Origin of the sequence: Lentzea sp. NBRC 105346 (assembly GCF_030269605.1) — a bacterium.
Taxonomy (GTDB): Bacteria; Actinomycetota; Actinomycetes; order Mycobacteriales; family Pseudonocardiaceae; genus Lentzea.
In genome coordinates this window covers 415246-431608 of record NZ_BSTQ01000004.1, presented here as the reverse complement: position 1 = coordinate 431608, position 16363 = coordinate 415246, and the positions used below count along the sequence as shown (strand labels likewise).

Genomic DNA, 16363 nt, shown 5'->3' with positions numbered 1-16363 from the left:
CCCGCCAGCCCCAGCCCGGCATTCGTCACCGGCCACGCCGGACACCCCGCGAGGCCCTGCCAGACACGCACGCGCCCGCCCCGTCGGACACATCCGCCACGTCCCACCCGACCCCGCCACACACCCGCCAGACCCAGTCCGGCATTCGTCACCAGCCACGCCGGAAACCCCGCGAGGCCCTGCCACGCACGCACGCGCCCGCCCCATCGGACACATCCGCCACGTCCCACCCGACCCCGCCACACACCCGCCAGACCCGACCAGCATGTGCGCCCCACTCCGCCACGCCCCCTCGTCCAGACCTCGACCCGCAGGCGCGCCCCGCCCAGCCACGCACGTCCCAGCCCCTGCCAGCACGCGCGCCTCCACCCCGCATACCCACCCCCGCCCAGCGACGCACGCCCCAGACCCCGACCAGCGAGTGCGTCCCCACCCCAAAACCAACCCGGCCCACCACGCGCGACCCGACCGAGTCGGGCATAGCTTGTCGGGTCCGGCGGGGTGTCCGATTCCTAACGTGGTGATCAGGAAGGAAGGGGTGGTGGAGTGCTGGACCGCCTGAACCAGGCCATGGACCACATCGAGCGGCACCTGGACGCCGAGATCGATGTGGCCGAGCTCGCGCGGATCGCCGTCACGTCGGAGTACCACTTCCGGCGGATGTTCTCCGCGCTGGCGGGCATGCCGCTGTCCGAGTACATCCGGCGCCGGCGGCTCACTGTCGCGGGTGCGGCTGTGCTCGCTGGGCAGGAGACGTTGCTCGACATCGCGGTGCGCTTCGGTTACGGGTCGGGCGAGGCGTTCGCCCGCGCGTTCAAGGCGGTGCACGGCGTCGGTCCCGGCGAAGCCCGGCAGACCGGCGCGGCGTTGCGGTCCCAGCCTCGCATGTCCTTCCGGCTCATCGTCGAAGGGAACAGCAGTATGCGATATCGCATTGTCGAAAAAGATCAGTTCAACCTTGTGGGCAGGAAAGCGCGTGTGCCACTGGTTCACGAGGGGATGAACCCGGCGATCGTCGAGTTCGTGCGCGGAATCGGGAAGGACACGTTGCAACGGCTCGAGCAACTGTCCGATCAGGAGCCTCGCGGCATCGTCAACGTCAGCGACAACATCGCGGACGGCCGGGCCGAGGGCACCGAGCTCGACTACTTCCACGGGGTGGTGACGAACCACAACGCGCCGGACGACATGGAGAGCGTCACCGTTCCCGCCGGGACGTGGGCGGTCTTCGAAAGCGAGGGCGAGTTCCCGCACGCGCTCCAGTACATGTGGCGCGACGTGTTCACGGAGTGGTTCCCGTCCAACCCGTATCGCACCGCGCCCGGCCCGGAGATCCTGCGGACCACGCTGTCAGCGGACGGCACGCGGGCCGAAGCCGAGCTGTGGATCAAGGTCGAACGCGAGTAAGGCGCGAGGGCTCACCACCTGCGGGCGGTGGGCCCTCGCCGTCCGCGCGAGGACCAGCAGCCCTGGTGCCAGTGCCGGCGCTCCTCGACCGTGCCGTAGTCGTGGGCCGGCCAGGCCACCACGTGCGGTGTGCCGGGGCGGATCTCGTGGTCGCAGCCGGGGCATCGGTAGGTCTTGGTGGTCTGCGCGCCCGACACGTTGCGCACCAGCCAGACGCCGTCGTCGGCGGACTCGGCGCGCGCCCAGCCGGTGCCGCCGCCGAGCTGGCGGGGCTCGTCACGCTTGGGTTGGTTGCGGCGGGGCACGACGAGCACGGTAACAACGCGGCCTCGGGCAGAATGTGGGCGTGCCTATGTACGAGTACCGCTGCAAGTCCTGCGAGTCGACCTTCGAGGTCAACCGGCCGATGAGCGCGTCGGGTGATCCGGCGCCGTGCCCGGCCGGTCACGAGGACACCGTCAAGCTGCTGTCGATGGCCGGCATCGCGGGTACCGCGGCTGCGCCCGCGGGCGGTGGCGGGTGCTGTGGGGGCGGCTGTTGCGGGTAGTCCCGTGTGGACATCCCCCGAATGGTGAGTAACGAAATTCACCTTGAAATTGATAGCCCGAGCATCTATTGATCGGGCCAGGTACGCCTGGTTCAGTGGCCCCCGCCACTTTCCCCCGAATCAGGAGATGGACTCATGCGAGTAAGGACAATCGCCGCTTCAACACTCGCTCTGCTCTTCGCGATCACCCCCATCGGCGCCCAGGCCGACACCCCGCCCGCCGGTGAGATCACCTGCGTCGGCGACACCGCCAGCGTCAACTTCAAGCCCGGTGTCGGCATCCTGCAGACCAAGCAGGCGCTCAGTGGCAAGGCCGACAGCACCAAGTGTCTCCCCGAGAACCCCGAGGTCACCTTCGACAGAGCGAGCGTGACCGTGAACGGCTCCGCCGACGCCAAGTGCCTGCTGTTGCTCGGCAGCATCAAGGCCAGCAACGAGAAGCTCTCCGGCAGCGTCACCTGGTATGCGACCGATGGATCGACGGCGACCAGTTCGTTCACCGCGTCGACCGTCGACATCACCGACAAGGGCATGGTCGTGCAGGGCCAGATCACGGGCGGCTACCAGACCGGGATGAAGCTGGACTACTCGACGGTGTGGAACCAGCCGTTCTTCCTCGACGCGGTGCTCAGGTGCGCGACGTTCAAGATCACCACACTCAAGGGCGACCTGACCACGCTGCACGTCTTCCCGTGACGGGCTAGGTGGGCTCCTTGCTCATCATGATCTCGGCGATGTGCTTGCCCTGCTCGCAGATCGAGCCGAACTTGTTCGAGCCGTCGATCACGATGATGCCGAGCCCACCACCCGCGTAGTCCACGACGAGCACGCACGACGGCTGCACCTCGGGATCGTCGGTGCGGTCGTAGTAGGTGACCTTCCGGCCCTTCACGTCGTAGGTGCCGGTCGTCTTCTCCAGCGTGATCGGCTTGGCCTCGCGGAACCGCAGCGAGACACCGACCTCGGTCGAGCCTTCCTTGGTCTGCCACTTGCAGGACTCGTCGAACGTGCTGTCGTAGTTGATCTGCGTCGGCGGGCCGGTCGGGTTGGTGTTCTTGTAGGGCAGGTCTTTCCACTGCAGCACCGAGCACACGCGACCCGCCTCGCCGTCGATCGGCGAGGTCGGGTCGTTGGAGTCCGACGGGGACGGTGTGGGGCGTTCCTCGGAGAACGGCGGCGACACGTTCAGCACGTCACCGCCCACCGGCTTGCCCTGCACCGCATAGGAACAGCCCGAGACGAGCAACACCAGCACTGCCGACAGGACCAGCCTCATGAACCCACTCTGCCAAAGACGACCGCGACCGCCCACCTCGGGTGGTCACGAGTAGTCGCGGAAGCCCTTGCCCGTCTTGCGACCGAGCCGGCCCGCCGTCACGAGGTGTTCCAGCAGCGGCGCAGGCGAGAAGCCCGGCTCGCGGAACTCCAGGTACAGCGTGCGCTCGATCGCCAGCGACACGTCCAGGCCCACCACGTCGAGCAGTTCGAACGGGCCCATCGGCAGGCCGCAGCCGACCTTCATGGCGTTGTCGATGTCGTCGGCCTCGGCGTAGTGCGCCTCGAGCATCTTCACCGCGTCGTTGAGGTACGGGAACAGCAGCGCGTTCACGATGAAGCCCGCGACGTCGCCGCAGTGCACCGGCACCTTGCCGAGGTCGAGACAGATCTTGCGGGCGGTCGCGACGACGTCGGCTCCGGTGGAGATCGTCTCGACGATCTCGACGAGCTTCATCACCTGCGCCGGGTTGAAGAAGTGCAGGCCCACCACGTCGCCGGGGCGTGAGGTGGCGGCGGCGCACTCGATGACGGGCAGCGAGGACGTCGTCGTGGCCAGCACGGCGCCGGGCTTGCACACCTCGTCGAGAGCCGCGAAGACCTCCTTCTTGATCGCGAGCTCCTCGGCGACTGCCTCGACGACGAGGTCGCAGTCCGCGAGCTCGACGAACTCGACGGCCGGCGTGATGCGACCCAGAACGGCGTCGCGGTCCGCCTCGGAGAGCTTGCCCTTCGACACCGCGCGGTCGAGCGACTTGCGCACCTTGCCCAGCGCGCCCTCGGCCTTCTCCAGGCTGCGGGCCCGCAGCACGACGTCGTAGCCGCGCTTGGCGAACACCTCGACGATGCCGGTCGCCATCGTGCCGGTGCCGATCACACCGACACGCTGCACGTCGCGCGCGGGCACGCCTTCCTCGGAGCTCACCGGGGTCTGCGCGTCGGCGACGACGGTCGGCGAGTCCGCGGCGTCGTAGGTGTAGAAGCCGCGGCCGGTCTTCCGGCCGAGCAGGCCGGCCGTGATCATCTGCTTGAGCAGCGGCGCCGGGGCGTGCAGGCGGTTGCGGGACTGGTGGTACATCGTGTCGAGGATTTCGTACGCGGTGTCCAGCCCGATCAGGTCGAGCAGCGCCAGCGGGCCCATCGGGTAACCACAGCCGTAGCGCATCGCCGCGTCGAGGTCCTCGCGCGTCGCGTACTTCGCCTCCAGCATCTTCACCGCGTGGTTCAGGTACGGGAAGAGCAGCGCGTTCGCGATGAACCCGGCGCGGTCGCCGATCACGACCGGCGTCTTGCCCAGCCGCTCGATGAACGCCACCACGTCGGTGATCACGTCCGGCTCGGTGACGACCGTGCGGATGACCTCGACGAGCTTGAGCACCTGCGTCGGGTTGAAGAAGTGCAGGCCGACGACCTTGCCCGGCCGTCCCGTGTGGACACCGATCTCGGTGATCGACAGCGACGAGGTGTTCGACGCGAGGATCGCCTCCGGGGCAAGGATCTTGTCGAGCTCGGCGAAGATCTGCGCCTTCAGCTCGATCTGCTCCGGCACGGCCTCGATCACGAGGTCGCAGTCCGCGAGGTCGGCGAGCGTCGTCGACGTGCTGATCCGGCCGAGCAGCTCGGCCTTGCCCGACTCGTCCAGCTTGCCCTTGGTGACCGCCCGTGCGGTGGAGTGGGCGAGGTGCCCGAGGCCGCGGGCGAGACCCGCGTCGTCGATGTCGACGACCTTGACGGTCAGCCCTGTACGCGCGAGTACCTCGGCGATGCCCGCACCCATCGTGCCGAGACCGACCACACCAATGGTGTTGAGTTCGCGCGCCACTGCCTACCTCCAGAGGTTAAGCGTGAGCTACCTATCGGTAACTTGCGGGCGACTATGCCACGCCCACGTGCGGAGATACCCGTGAGCTTCGCCATCCGGATCGAGTCAGTAAACGGTTAAGACCCGCTCGGCCGACCCCCACCCGCGCCAAACCGCCACGCTATTGCGAGGTCGCGTCGGACGATCGACTTCCGGCGACCTCGCCGCGCGAGCGGAGCAAGCGCAAACAAACACAGCGGTCAACTAATCATCGAACCCCCTCTCCGCCAGTTCTTCTATCCGCCGTACGGCTTCCCGCGCGTCCTTCCCCGTCGCGATGACTTCGACGGACTCCCCGCCCGGCGCGCCGAGGCCCATCAGCGCCAGCACGCTCGCCGCGTTCGCCTCGGAATCCCGGTACCGGACAAGAACATCCGCGTCGAGCTCCGCGACCGTGCGGGCGAGCAGCGCGGCCGGGCGCGCGTGCAGGCCCACGTCGTTGGTCAGCTCGATCTCCACGCTCAGCGGGTCTGTTACGAGGTGCAGGGCCGGTCGCGCCGGTGCAGCTTGGACCGGGGCCTCGCCGGACGCGCCCACGGCCGCGGCGGCGACGTCACGCAGGTGCGCGCCGCCCTGCGAAGCGACGGCGGCGGCCACGGCGCCCTCGACGACAGGGGCGTCGACCAGGGCGAACCGGGCCGGGTCGTCCGCGGACTCGACCGCCATCTCGGCCGTCATCTTGGCGCTGCCGAGGTCGTACAACACCACGACGCCGGCACCGGAGTCCGCACTGACCAGGGCCGCGCACACGGAGTCGTAGTCGGTGCCGAGGCCACCGTCTGGCGTGCCGCCGACGGCTTCCACGTCCACCTGCGGAGCCATCTGCGTCGCGAGCTCGGCGATGCCGCTCGCCAGCATCTCGCTGTGCGACACGATCACCAGGCCGACCTTCGGCTCCTCGACGGGCCTCACCGCGCAACCCTGGCCGAGTCAGCGAACGAACGCAGCAGCAGAGAAGTCGACCTGGCCCCGGGATCAAGGTGCCCGGCACTGCGCTCACCGAGGTAGGACGCGCGCCCCTTGCGCGCCACCAGCGGCACGGTCGACTCCGCCCCGGACGCGGCGGCGTCCGCGGCGGCCTTCAGCACCGCGTCCACCTCACCACCGGCGGCCTCGGCGGCGGACACCGCCGGGACCAGCGCGTCGACCATGGTCTTGTCGCCGACCTCGGCCTTGCCGCGCGCCACGACACCGTCCAGCGCCGCGTGCAGCGCCTTGGCGACCGCCGCGCCGTCGAGCTCCGCAAGATCGCCGACCGCGGTGGCCGCGCGCAGGAAAGCCGTGCCGTACAACGGACCCGCGGCACCACCGACGGTCGAGATCAGCGTGGTCGCGAGCAGCTTCAGCGCGGCACCGGGGGTTTCCGGCGGTGAACTGTCCAATTTGGACAACAGGGCGGTGAACCCGCGGCGCATGTTCTCGCCGTGGTCGGCGTCACCGATGGCCCGGTCGAGGTTGACCAGCTCGTCGCGGTGTTCGGCCATCACCACGGCGGCGGCCCGCAGTGCCGCGATGACGTCCGAGGCGGTACAGCCCACGTCAGACCCCCCACCGCAGGGCAGCCGTGTGCACCGGCGCGTCCCACAGCTCGACCAGCTCGTCGTCCAGCTTCAACAGGGTCAGGCTCATCCCCTGCATCTCCAGACTGGTGATGAACGGCCCGACCAGCCTTCGTTCCACCGTGATCCCCCGTTCCGCGAGCAGTCTCTCCGCGATGCCGTGCGCCAAGTACAACTCGATCAGCGGCGTTCCGCCCATCGAGTTCGTGAACAGCAGCACCCGGTCGCCCGAGGAGAACGGCAGGTCCTCCACGATCGGGTTCAGCAGCGCGGCGACCATGTCGTCCGCGGTCCCGGCCGGCACGCGCTGGCGCCCTGGCTCGCCGTGGATGCCGATGCCGATCTCCATCTCGTCGTCGGCCAGCGCGAAGCTCGGCTCACCGACATGCGGCACGGTGCACGACGTCAGCGCGAGCCCCATCGACCGCACCTGGCCGATCACCTTGCGCGCCAACGACTCCAGGTCTTCCAGCTTGACGCCGCGCTCGGCCGCCGCCCCGACGATCTTCTCCAGCAGCACGGTTCCGCCGACGCCACGACGACCGGCCGTGTACAGCGAGTCCTTCACGGCGACGTCGTCGTCGATCACGACGCTGCGCACCTCGATGCCCTCGGCCGCGGCCAGCTCGGCGGCGGTCTCGAAGTTGAGCACGTCACCGGTGTAGTTCTTCACGATCAACAGCGCGCCCGCGCCGCCGTCGGTCAGCTTGACCGCCTCCGCCACCTGGTCCGGCGTCGGCGAGGTGAACACCGCACCCGGACACGCGGCGTCGAGCATGCCGCGCCCGACGAACCCGCCGTGCATCGGCTCGTGGCCCGACCCGCCACCGGAGATCACGGCGACCTTGCGCGCGACCGGCGCGTCCGCGCGCACGACCACGGCCGGGTCCGTGTGCACGGTGAGCAGGTCGGCATGGGCCGCCTGCATGCCCTTCAGGGCTTCGAGTACCACGGTCTCCGGATCGTTGATGATCTTCTTCATCATGCCCTCCGATCGACGCTGATCGCGTGTTCCTTATTACTCCGGGGGTCTGACATTCGGAACCGGCGAAAGGCCTCAGCTACAGTTAGGTGACCCTAATAAGCGCAGGTAGTGACGGAGGGAACACGTCGTGTCGAAGAGAGCAACGGCGCTCGCGGTCCTCGCCGCGTTCAGCCTGGCCGCGTGCGGCCAGAGCGCACCGGCGGACAAGCCCGCGGTCGCCCAGGGCGGCTCGGACTTCGGCAAGGCGGGCGAGCTCAGCAACGGCTTCGGCACGAAGGCCAAGCCCGGCGAGTTCCCGCGCACGATCAAGCACGCGCTGGGCGAGACCAAGCTCGAGAAGAAGCCCGAACGGGTGATCGTGCTCGACACCGGCGAGTTGGACAACGTCGTCGCCCTCGGCATCAAGCCGGTCGGCATCGCATACACCGACGGCTCGCCCACCATGCCGAGGTACGTCGGCGACAAGGCCGGGCAGCCGGAGAACGTCGGCAGCATCACCAGCCTCAACCTGGAGACGATCACCAAGCTGAAGCCGGACCTGATCCTCGGCTCGCGGCTGCGCGCGGAGGCCCAGTACCCGAAGCTCTCCGCGATCGCACCGACCGTCTTCTCCGTGCGTCCCGGCTACACCTGGAAGGAGAACTTCCAGCTCAACGCCGCGGCGCTGGACAAGGTCGAAGAGGCCGCGAAGATGCTGGAGGACTACACCAAGCGGGCCGAGGAGACCGGCAGGAAGATCGAGCAGAAGCTCGGCAAGCGCCCGACCGTCACGATGCTGCGCTTCATGCCGGGCAAGACCCGCCTCTACGCCAAGAAGTCCTTCATCGGCACCCTCCTGATCGACGCGAAGATCCCGCAGCCCGAGGTGTCACAGAAGGACGACCTGGCCGTCGAGGTGAGCACCGAGGAGATCGGCAAGGCCGACGGCGACTTCATCCTGTACGCCAACTACGGCGACACCAGCAAGACCGCTCAGGCGGCCGTGCTCGGTGGCCCGCTGTGGGCCGGCCTGGCAGCGGTCAAGGCGGGTCACGCCAAGCCGGTCACCGACGAGACCTGGTTCCTCGGCCTCGGCGTCCTCGCCGCCAACGAGGTCCTCGCCGACCTCGAGCATCAGTTGACCGCCTGAGCGCGCACACCGCGGCGAACAAGACAACGGACAACACTTCCGCGACCCGTACGAACAACAACATCCGACGTTCCTCCCGGCTGATCGAGGCCCGCTCCCAGTGAAGCGCCGGGAACGAGCCGCGCGCATCGTCCGCTTCAGGACGTTGCGCGCGGCATCGTCTTGTGCTGGCATGAAATCGCGATGAACTTCAACGACGAAGTCGACTGGCCGGCCGTGTTCGGGGCGCACATTTCCCGGCCGAGCCTCGCTGATCCGCACAATCCGAAACGCCGCGTCTACGTCACCACGATGCTGTTCCTCGAAGGCGGCCTGCGGGAGGTCGAGGACCAGCTCTCCGGCCGCAGCAGGCACAGCCGCGACGAGCTCGCCGGCGCCCGCCTCACCCGCGGCATCGTCGTGAAACGCGCGGCGCAGGCGGCCGCTGAACTCCCGTACAAAGTGCGCGTCGGCGACGGCGGGTTCAAGGACCGCTGGCCCGGACTCGGTGGCACGGCGAACTTCTTCATGTGCCTCGTGAAGTACACGTGCACGGCCCCGAGGTGGAGCCATTTCCTCGACTACGGCCCGCGCAAGGCACTCGCCGAACTGCCGAAGGTGCGCACGGGCCAGATCGAGCTCGGCGACATGGTGGCCCGAATCGCCAAGCACGATCTGAGAATGCGCACGCGGTTGGCGAAGTACTGGCTGTTCCAGCTCTCGCTGACCATCGACGCCAAGTGGAAGGACGTTGCGACGGCGGCCTATCAGCAACTGCTCGACGCCTATTCCGAACGCTGGGTGCCGGTCTACGAGGAAGGCCTGCGGTTGCTGAACGTCCGGTTCCGTCCCGGTATGACGGCCAAGAAGCTCAGCACGATGCTCTCCGCGCTGACATCGGGATTCGCGCAGCACACCGCGGGCACCGGCGACGAGTCCGCCTACGGCGGCGAGATCTTCGCCGAGTCGGTGCAGGCGTTGCTCTACGCGGCGCTCGACGGCGGCGACGGGCGTTCCATCGCCGAGGCGCTGCGCAGGACCCTCCGGGACTAGCCGACGACCCCGTACGCGGTGTTGAAGCCGTCGGTGCAGTAGCAGGAACTTCCGCGCGGCACCGCCGCGGCGAGCGGGCACGATCCCCCTTGGACGTAACAGACGTTGCCGGTCTGGGGTTCGCTGGACGAGCCGTTGATGATCGCCAGCACCACACCGGCGGCGATCACGACCAGGAACGCCACCACGCACCCAGCCAGCGCCTGCCCTGCCGACGACTTCTTCGGGGCGGCCGGAACCGGTGCCGGCGCCACGGGGCCGGGCGGCGCGGCCTGCGGTGGCGGCGTGTAAGGCTGTCGTGGCGGCGCAACGGGTTGCGGCGGCGGCGCGACGGGTTGCGGTGTCACAACCGGTTCCTGCGGACCGAGCCACTCCTCGGTGTATCGCCGGTCCAGCTCGCTGGAGATCAGCTGCTGCTCCGCGGGCGAAGTGTCCGGCCTGCGCAGGAGGCTCTCCAGCTCGGCGGTGGGGAGATTTCGGTATCTCTTGTCCATTCCTAGATTCCCAGCAGTCGGCGAACACGAGTCGGGGTCATGGGTGCGAGCCGGAATCCCTGCAACGCGTCGACGGTTCCCCTGATGGACGCGATGTTCTGTTTCAGCACACCGAGCATCGCGACCTGTTGCAGGGTCTGGATCTGCAACCGGGCGTCCTCACGCATCAACTCAAGCGTGGGAACGATGTCGTGCGCCCGGTCGATCTTCGCGCGCACCTCGCGCACCTCGTCCAGATACCGGTCCCATTCCTCGTCGAGCATCTTGAGTGCGTTCTCCCGCTCGCGGACGCGGTCGAGGTACTGCTGACGGGTTTCCTCCGGAATGTTCTTGTTGCGCACCTGTTCGGCGAACGCGCGGTGCTGCTCGCGGTTCTCCTCGGCCTTCCGCTTGGCTTCCCGGTGCAACCCGTCGAACTCACCGCCGAGCGAGAAGTTCCCGATGTAACCGATCACGAAGTCGGACAGCTCGTAGAGCATGATGGCGTTGCCGAACATGAGGTTGGCCAGCTGCCGCTGCGGAGGTTCGCGTTCGATCGCGGCCACGATGTTGTTGTTCAGGGCGCCCAGGAACTCGACGGTCAGCCGCAGGGTCTCGTAGGACAGCTGCATCTGCTTCTCGGTGACGACAAGCCGTTGCGCGAAATCACGTTCGAGCTTTCCCGCCTGGAGGTTCGCGACCGCGTCCTCCACGTCCCGGTAGCGGTCGCTCTCGATCTTCGCGGCGACCTGCTCGATGATCAGCCTGATCCGGTCGTGCAGCCCGCCCAGGCCCTGCCGCACCGGTGCGGGAATGTCGCCGTTGCGCGCGACGTTCGCCGTCAGCAGATCGGTGTCCTTGGTGCTGTACTGCGACCGCACGGCGAGCACCTGGCCGATGTGGTCGTTGAACACCCTGGTGATCACGCCCAGCGCACTGGTCCGCTGCACGTGCTCGACCCGGTCCGGCACGGCCCAGACCTTCTCGGGGTGCTCGATGAGATCGCGCAGGCGTTCCGCCAGCCCGATCAGCACCGGATCGCCTGCCGCACCGGCATGTCGCAGCTCCCACGCGACGGCCGCCTGCCGTTGCTCGGAGCCCGGTTCCCGCTCCAACTGCTCGATGCTCGCCTCGACGCGACGGCCGTACCGCTGCGCTATCGAGTCACGCAGCGAGCGATATCCGTCCGTGACGGCTTCCTGCGCGGAGGCCTCGACACCGGCCACCAGGCCGTTGACCAACGCGCCGACGATCAGGCTCACCGGGTCGATCACTGCAATCCCCTCGGCAGACAGACCTAACGCATGTCTGTCGTTCCGCCGGGGAAATCCGCTACGGCCTAACGGCCATAAAGCATGCGCACCAGGCGAAGCACGTTCTTGACCGTGTGCGAGCTGCGGTCATAGGTCATCGGGTTCAGCAACGCCGAGAACCGCTTGCGCGTCACGGCCTGCGGCGTCGCGAACTCGCGCAGGCCGTCCTCGCCGTGGATGCGGCCGAAGCCGGAGTCGCCGACCCCGCCGAACGGCAGCGCGGGCACTGCGGCGAACGCGAGCACCGCGTTGACCGACACCATGCCGCAACGCATCGCCCGCGCCAGTTCCTCACCGCGCGACCGGGAGAACACCGAGCCACCGAGCCCGAACCTGCCCGCGTTCGCGCGACGCACGCCCTCGAGGGCGTCGGACACGCGGTTGATCACGAGCGTCGGCCCGAAGGTCTCCTCTGTGACCGCCTTGGAGTCCTCGGGCACGTCGACCAGCACCACGGGCTCCACGAACGGCGGCCGGATCGACTCGGGACCGCCGACGAGCGCCTTGCCGCCACGGGCCAGCGCGTCCTGCACGTGCGAGCGGATCACGTCGACCTGCTTCGGCATCGTGATCGGGCCGAGGTCGGCGCCCGGCTCACCACCCGGCTTGAGCTTCTGCACCCTTTTGGTGACCAGCGCGATGAACTCGTCCGCGACGTCCTCCGCCACGTACACGCGCTCGACGCCCGCGCATGTCTGGCCCGCGTTGAACACCCCGCCCCAGACGGTGGCGTCCGCGGCGGCCGAGAGGTCCGCGTCCGAGTCGACGATCAGCGCGTCCTTGCCGCCGCACTCGACCAGCACCGGCGTGAGCGTCTCCGCGCACGCGGCCATCACGCGCTTGCCCGTCGCGGTCGAACCGGTGAACGCGAGCTTGTCCACGCCCGCGCGGCACAACGCCGCGCCGGTCTCGCCGAAGCCGGTCACCACCTGGAAGACCGGGTGCTCGGGGACCGCCTCGGAGAAGGTCGAGGCGAGGAACGTGCCGACGCCCGGCGTGTACTCCGACGGCTTGAACACCACGGCGTTGCCCGCGGCCAGCGCGTACGCGATCGAGCCCATCGGCGTGAACGCCGGGTAGTTCCACGGCCCGATCACGCCGACCACGCCCAGCGGCTTGTACTCGATCGTCGCGCTGTGGTTGTACATGAGCATGCCCGGCGAGACGCGACGCTTGCCGAGCACGCGGCCGGCGTGCCGCGCCGCCCAGTGCAGGTGGTCGATCACCAGCGCCAGCTCGGTTCTCGCGTCGTCGGCGGGCTTGCCGGTCTCCGAGCTGATCAACGCGCCGAACTCGTCGAGCTTGCCGACAAGGATCTTGCGCCACGTGTCGAGGCGCGCCTTGCGGCCCTCGAATCCGAGACCCGCCCACCACTCGCCGGCCGGGCGTGCGGACGCGACCGCGTCGACGACCTCGGCCTCGGTGTGCACCGGGTGCTGCGCGACGACCTCACCAGTCCTCGGGTCCATCGAGGCGAACAGCTGCTCCGCAGCGGTGGTGGCATTGGGAGCGGTCTGCGTCATCGGGCCCTCCAGGTACTCGCGAGTAACCTGACAGTATCGCCTCCCGGCGTGCCGGTCACGCCTTGGGGAGCTTGGGCAGCAACGCCTTCGCGAACGCCTGCGCCTTCGCGCAGCGGTCGAACTGGTCCTCCTTCGAGCCCGCCACGGAGATCGCGACGACCTCGCCGTTGCCGTTGCCGTCCTTGGTGAGCAGCACGAGCAGGTTGCACGTGGGGTACGCGGTCTCCTGGAGCGTCTGGTAGCCCTTGACGCCGTTGCCGAGGTCGACCTCGGTCTGCTTGTCGTCGAACTTGTTGTCCTTGGGCACGTAGGTCAGCCGGAAGTCGAGCGTCAGGTTGACCGTGCGCGTGTTCCACCCGCACGAGTGCAGGCCGTAGAGGAGCATGCGCGCGCCTTCGCCCGAGCCCTCCTTGATCGCGGCCTGGTCCGGCACCGTGCACGGGTCGAGCTCGATCGGCGAGCCCTTCTTCACCGTGTACTTCGGCGGGTTGCTCTTGAGCTTCTTGATGACGGACTCGAGCAGCTTGCGCCCGGCCTCGCAGGCGTCACCGGTCTTGTAGCCGACCTGCATGCGCACGCCGATGGGCGGGTTCTCCTGCGTGATCGCGGAGATGAAGCACGCGCCCGAGTCGAGCTTCTGCTCGTAGCTCTTCAGCCCGGCGAGCTGCTTGGTCGCCTTGCTGAGCTCGTACGACATCTGGTAGCCGACCTCGACGCTGAAGTTGAGGTCCTTGCCCGAGGTGTCCTTCATGTAGTTGGAGCACCGGGTGTAGGCGCTGCCGCTGTACCGCGTGTCCGGCTTGCCGAACGGCTCCAGCAGGTCCTTGCTCATCAGCTTGCACGGGTCGACCAGCCGCAGCTTCTCCACCGCGAACGCGGGGTCGACCGGCTTCCCGGAGGACTGCCCGGACGTGGGGTCGACGGTGTTCGCCGTGTTCGCGGCGTTCGCGGGCACGGTGCGGCGGTTCGAGACGTGCTTGTCCAGACCGGGCCCGGACGCGCAGCCGGCCAGGGTCACGAGAGCGGCGGCGATCGCCAGTACGGCGCGGATTCTGGACACGACGTGCACGGTACTGGTGATCTCCGAAATTCGTGGCCGGAAGGCCGTGTTCGAGGTCACGGCCGGCTTCGGGAACGATTCAGAACATCATCGCGATGTACGGGGTGAGACGAGAGAAAGGAGTCGAACATGCGCAAGCGCATCCGTCGCGCCGTGAACTGGCTCGACGCCTGGACGCTCGAGGCGTTCAATCCTGTTTTCCCTCGCCGGTAGGCAGGGGCAGCGGCCGCAGCCAGGCCCACAGGGTGAAGGCCAGCGACAACGCGACCATGGCCGCCCCGGCCCACACGTTGATGTTGACGCCAGCGGCCTTGTCGATGTCCTCGGTCGAGGTGAAACCGAGCCCGGTCACCACGAGGATCACGCCGTAGAGGCCGAACAGGAACGCGATGATGATCCGCAGGTCGAACAGTCGCACCGTGGCCTCCCTCAGCCGAAGATGATGTACAGGACGGTCGTCAGGGCCAGCACTCCGCCGCCGAGCAGCGCGGGCGAGCGGTACCAGCCCGCGTCCTCGCCGGTGGCGGAGTGCGTGCGATCCTTCTTGGGCGTCAGGCTGTAGACCAGCCCGACCAGCTCGCTGTCCGGCTTGGGCCTGGTCACGAGGCTGACCGCGACGCTGACCACCACGTCGACGACGAACGCCAGGCCCGCGCCGAGGAAGCTGGCGCCCTGGCCGGGCAGCTCGATCACCCGCACGCCGATGGTGGGCTCGGACAACACGTAGATGGTGATCGCCGTGAACGTGCCGGCGAGCAGGCCGACCCAACCGGCGGTCGGCGTCATCCGCTTCCAGAACATGCCGACGATGAACGTGGCGAACAGCGGTGCGTTGAAGAACGAGAACAGCGCCTGGATGTAGTCCATGATGTTGGACCCGCCCAGCGCCGCGGCGATGAACGCCGTGCCGATCGCGAGCACGCACGCGCCGACCGTGGCGAGCCGCCCGATCCGCAGGTAGTACTCGTCCGGGCGGTCCTTCTTCACGTAGTCCTGCCACAGGTCGTACGTGAAGACGGTGTTGAACGAGCTGACGTTCGCCGCGACACCGGCCATGAAGCTCGCGAGCAGACCGGTGATCGCGATGCCGAGGATGCCGTTGGGCAGCAGGTCGCGCATGAGCAGCGGCAGCACGTCGTTGAACCGCACGCCGCTGGACGTGTCGCCCGCCTTGAGCGCGCTCAGCTCGGGGATGATCACCGCGGCGATGATGCCGGGAATGATGATGACGAACGGGATCAGCGCCTTGGGGTACGCGCCGATGATCGGTGTGCGCCGCGCCGCGGACATCGACTTCGCCGACATCGCGCGCTGCACCTCGGCGAAGTTCGTCGTCCAGTAGCCGAACGACAATACGAACCCGAGCCCGAACACCAGGCCGACGACGCTCCACACGGGGTTGCTGATGCCGGTGAGATCGGTGGCGGGCCACGAGCTGAGCTGCTCGGGGTTCGTGACCTTGTCGACGAGCCCCTGCCAGCCACCGACCTTGATCAGCCCGACGATCGTCAGCGGCGCCAGCGCGGCGACGATCACGAAGAACTGCAGCACCTCGTTGTAAATAGCCGCACTCAGCCCGCCGAGCGTCGTGTACGCGAGCACCACAAGCGCCGCGATCACGATCGACAGCGGCAACGGCCAGCCGAGCAGGGCGTTGATGATCACCGCGAGCGCGTACAGGTTGATGCCGGCGATGAGAACCTGCGCGACCGCGAAGCTGATCGCGTTGACGAGGTGCGCGGCGTTGCCGAAGCGGCGGCGCATGAACTCGGGGACGGACCGGACCTTCGAGCCGTAGTAGAACGGCATCATCACCAGGCCGAGGAACACCATGGCCGGGATCGCGCCGATCCAGTAATAGTGCACGGTCGCCATGCCGTACTGCGCGCCGTTGGCCGTCATGCCCATCAGCTCGAGCGCGCCGAGGTTCGCCGAGATGAACGCCAGGCCGGTGACCCAGGCGGGCAGCGACCGGCCGCTGAGCAGGAAGTCGAGGCTGCTGGAGACGGACCTTCTGGCCATGAAGCCGATCCCCAGCACCACCGCGAAGTAGATGACCAGCAACGCGTAGTCCAGCGGTCCCGCGTCGAGACGCAGATCCGCCTGGGCCAGCACCGACACCCGCCCCACCTCCCCGACCGAACAGAGTTCAACATCAACGACCAGGAGGGGACATTACTCCAGGTGTGCCCGCAGTTA

Annotated in this window: 17 protein-coding genes; 5 read left to right on the top strand and 12 right to left on the bottom strand. The window is 68.2% G+C overall.

The window, feature by feature from the left end:
• Nucleotides 1-546: 546 nt before the first annotated feature.
• Nucleotides 547-1407 (top strand): AraC family transcriptional regulator, encoded by an 861-nt coding sequence (locus QSK35_RS11875; RefSeq protein ID WP_285745221.1) that lies wholly within the window; start codon nucleotides 547-549, stop codon nucleotides 1405-1407.
• Nucleotides 1408-1418: 11 nt separating this feature from the next.
• Here QSK35_RS11875 and QSK35_RS11870 read toward each other — a convergent pair whose 3' ends face one another.
• Complete coding sequence (locus tag QSK35_RS11870; protein ID WP_285745220.1) at nucleotides 1419-1712, bottom strand: Rv1322 family protein; 294 nt, start codon at nucleotides 1710-1712, stop codon at nucleotides 1419-1421.
• A 41-nt stretch (nucleotides 1713-1753) separates the two neighbouring features.
• On the opposite strand from QSK35_RS11870, the gene QSK35_RS11865 reads away from it, so the two are divergent.
• Both QSK35_RS11865 and QSK35_RS11860 read left to right on the top strand, forming a co-directional pair.
• Entirely contained in the window at nucleotides 1754-1954 is a 201-nt protein-coding gene (locus QSK35_RS11865) for an FmdB family zinc ribbon protein (RefSeq protein ID WP_285745218.1), read from the top strand.
• Between the two features lie 135 nt (nucleotides 1955-2089).
• The gene (locus QSK35_RS11860; protein ID WP_285745216.1) at nucleotides 2090-2650 is read left to right on the top strand and encodes a hypothetical protein; all 561 of its coding nucleotides are present in this window, start codon (nucleotides 2090-2092) and stop codon (nucleotides 2648-2650) included.
• A gap of 4 nt (nucleotides 2651-2654) precedes the next feature.
• Here QSK35_RS11860 and QSK35_RS11855 read toward each other — a convergent pair whose 3' ends face one another.
• The 5 genes from QSK35_RS11855 to dhaK all read right to left on the bottom strand — a co-directional run bounded on the left by QSK35_RS11855 (nucleotide 2655) and on the right by dhaK (nucleotide 7631).
• Nucleotides 2655-3230, bottom strand: a complete 576-nt coding sequence (locus QSK35_RS11855) for a DUF3558 family protein (protein ID WP_285745214.1) — start codon at nucleotides 3228-3230, stop codon at nucleotides 2655-2657.
• Between the two features lie 45 nt (nucleotides 3231-3275).
• Nucleotides 3276-5051: a 3-hydroxyacyl-CoA dehydrogenase family protein gene (locus QSK35_RS11850; protein ID WP_285745212.1), complete on the bottom strand. Its 1776-nt coding sequence runs from the start codon at nucleotides 5049-5051 to the stop codon at nucleotides 3276-3278.
• 243 nt (nucleotides 5052-5294) lie between these two features.
• Nucleotides 5295-6002 carry a dihydroxyacetone kinase phosphoryl donor subunit DhaM gene (gene dhaM, locus QSK35_RS11845; RefSeq protein ID WP_285745210.1) on the bottom strand — a complete coding sequence of 236 codons (708 nt, stop codon included), beginning with the start codon at nucleotides 6000-6002 and terminating at the stop codon, nucleotides 5295-5297.
• Nucleotides 5999-6628: a dihydroxyacetone kinase subunit DhaL gene (dhaL, locus tag QSK35_RS11840; protein ID WP_285745208.1), complete on the bottom strand. Its 630-nt coding sequence runs from the start codon at nucleotides 6626-6628 to the stop codon at nucleotides 5999-6001. The genes dhaM and dhaL overlap by 4 nt, the downstream gene beginning before the upstream one ends.
• Nucleotide 6629: 1 nt before the next feature.
• Nucleotides 6630-7631: a dihydroxyacetone kinase subunit DhaK gene (dhaK, locus tag QSK35_RS11835; protein WP_285745206.1), complete on the bottom strand. Its 1002-nt coding sequence runs from the start codon at nucleotides 7629-7631 to the stop codon at nucleotides 6630-6632.
• A gap of 130 nt (nucleotides 7632-7761) precedes the next feature.
• Here dhaK and QSK35_RS11830 point away from each other — a divergent pair, with 130 nt between their 5' ends.
• Both QSK35_RS11830 and QSK35_RS11825 read left to right on the top strand, forming a co-directional pair.
• Nucleotides 7762-8763 carry an ABC transporter substrate-binding protein gene (locus tag QSK35_RS11830; protein ID WP_285745205.1) on the top strand — a complete coding sequence of 334 codons (1002 nt, stop codon included), beginning with the start codon at nucleotides 7762-7764 and terminating at the stop codon, nucleotides 8761-8763.
• 183 nt (nucleotides 8764-8946) lie between these two features.
• A complete protein-coding gene (locus tag QSK35_RS11825; protein ID WP_285745204.1) occupies nucleotides 8947-9795 on the top strand; it encodes a hypothetical protein in 849 nt (282 codons plus the stop codon).
• Here QSK35_RS11825 and QSK35_RS11820 read toward each other — a convergent pair.
• The 6 genes from QSK35_RS11820 to QSK35_RS11795 all read right to left on the bottom strand — a co-directional run bounded on the left by QSK35_RS11820 (nucleotide 9792) and on the right by QSK35_RS11795 (nucleotide 16285).
• Nucleotides 9792-10289 carry a hypothetical protein gene (locus tag QSK35_RS11820; protein WP_285745203.1) on the bottom strand — a complete coding sequence of 166 codons (498 nt, stop codon included), beginning with the start codon at nucleotides 10287-10289 and terminating at the stop codon, nucleotides 9792-9794. The two genes, QSK35_RS11825 and QSK35_RS11820, sit on opposite strands and share 4 nt — an antisense overlap.
• Nucleotides 10290-10291: 2 nt before the next feature.
• Nucleotides 10292-11542, bottom strand: a complete 1251-nt coding sequence (locus tag QSK35_RS11815) for a Het-E N-terminal domain-containing protein (protein ID WP_285745201.1) — start codon at nucleotides 11540-11542, stop codon at nucleotides 10292-10294.
• 65 nt (nucleotides 11543-11607) lie between these two features.
• Nucleotides 11608-13104, bottom strand: a complete 1497-nt coding sequence (locus QSK35_RS11810; protein WP_285745199.1) for an aldehyde dehydrogenase family protein — start codon at nucleotides 13102-13104, stop codon at nucleotides 11608-11610.
• A gap of 55 nt (nucleotides 13105-13159) precedes the next feature.
• Entirely contained in the window at nucleotides 13160-14164 is a 1005-nt protein-coding gene (locus tag QSK35_RS11805; RefSeq protein WP_285745197.1) for a DUF3558 domain-containing protein, read from the bottom strand.
• 187 nt (nucleotides 14165-14351) lie between these two features.
• The gene (locus tag QSK35_RS11800) at nucleotides 14352-14582 is read right to left on the bottom strand and encodes a hypothetical protein (protein WP_285745195.1); all 231 of its coding nucleotides are present in this window, start codon (nucleotides 14580-14582) and stop codon (nucleotides 14352-14354) included.
• A gap of 11 nt (nucleotides 14583-14593) precedes the next feature.
• On the bottom strand, nucleotides 14594-16285 hold the full coding sequence (locus tag QSK35_RS11795) for a sodium:solute symporter family protein (protein WP_285745193.1): 1692 nt from the start codon (nucleotides 16283-16285) through the stop codon (nucleotides 14594-14596).
• Between the last annotated feature and the right edge of the window lie 78 nt (nucleotides 16286-16363).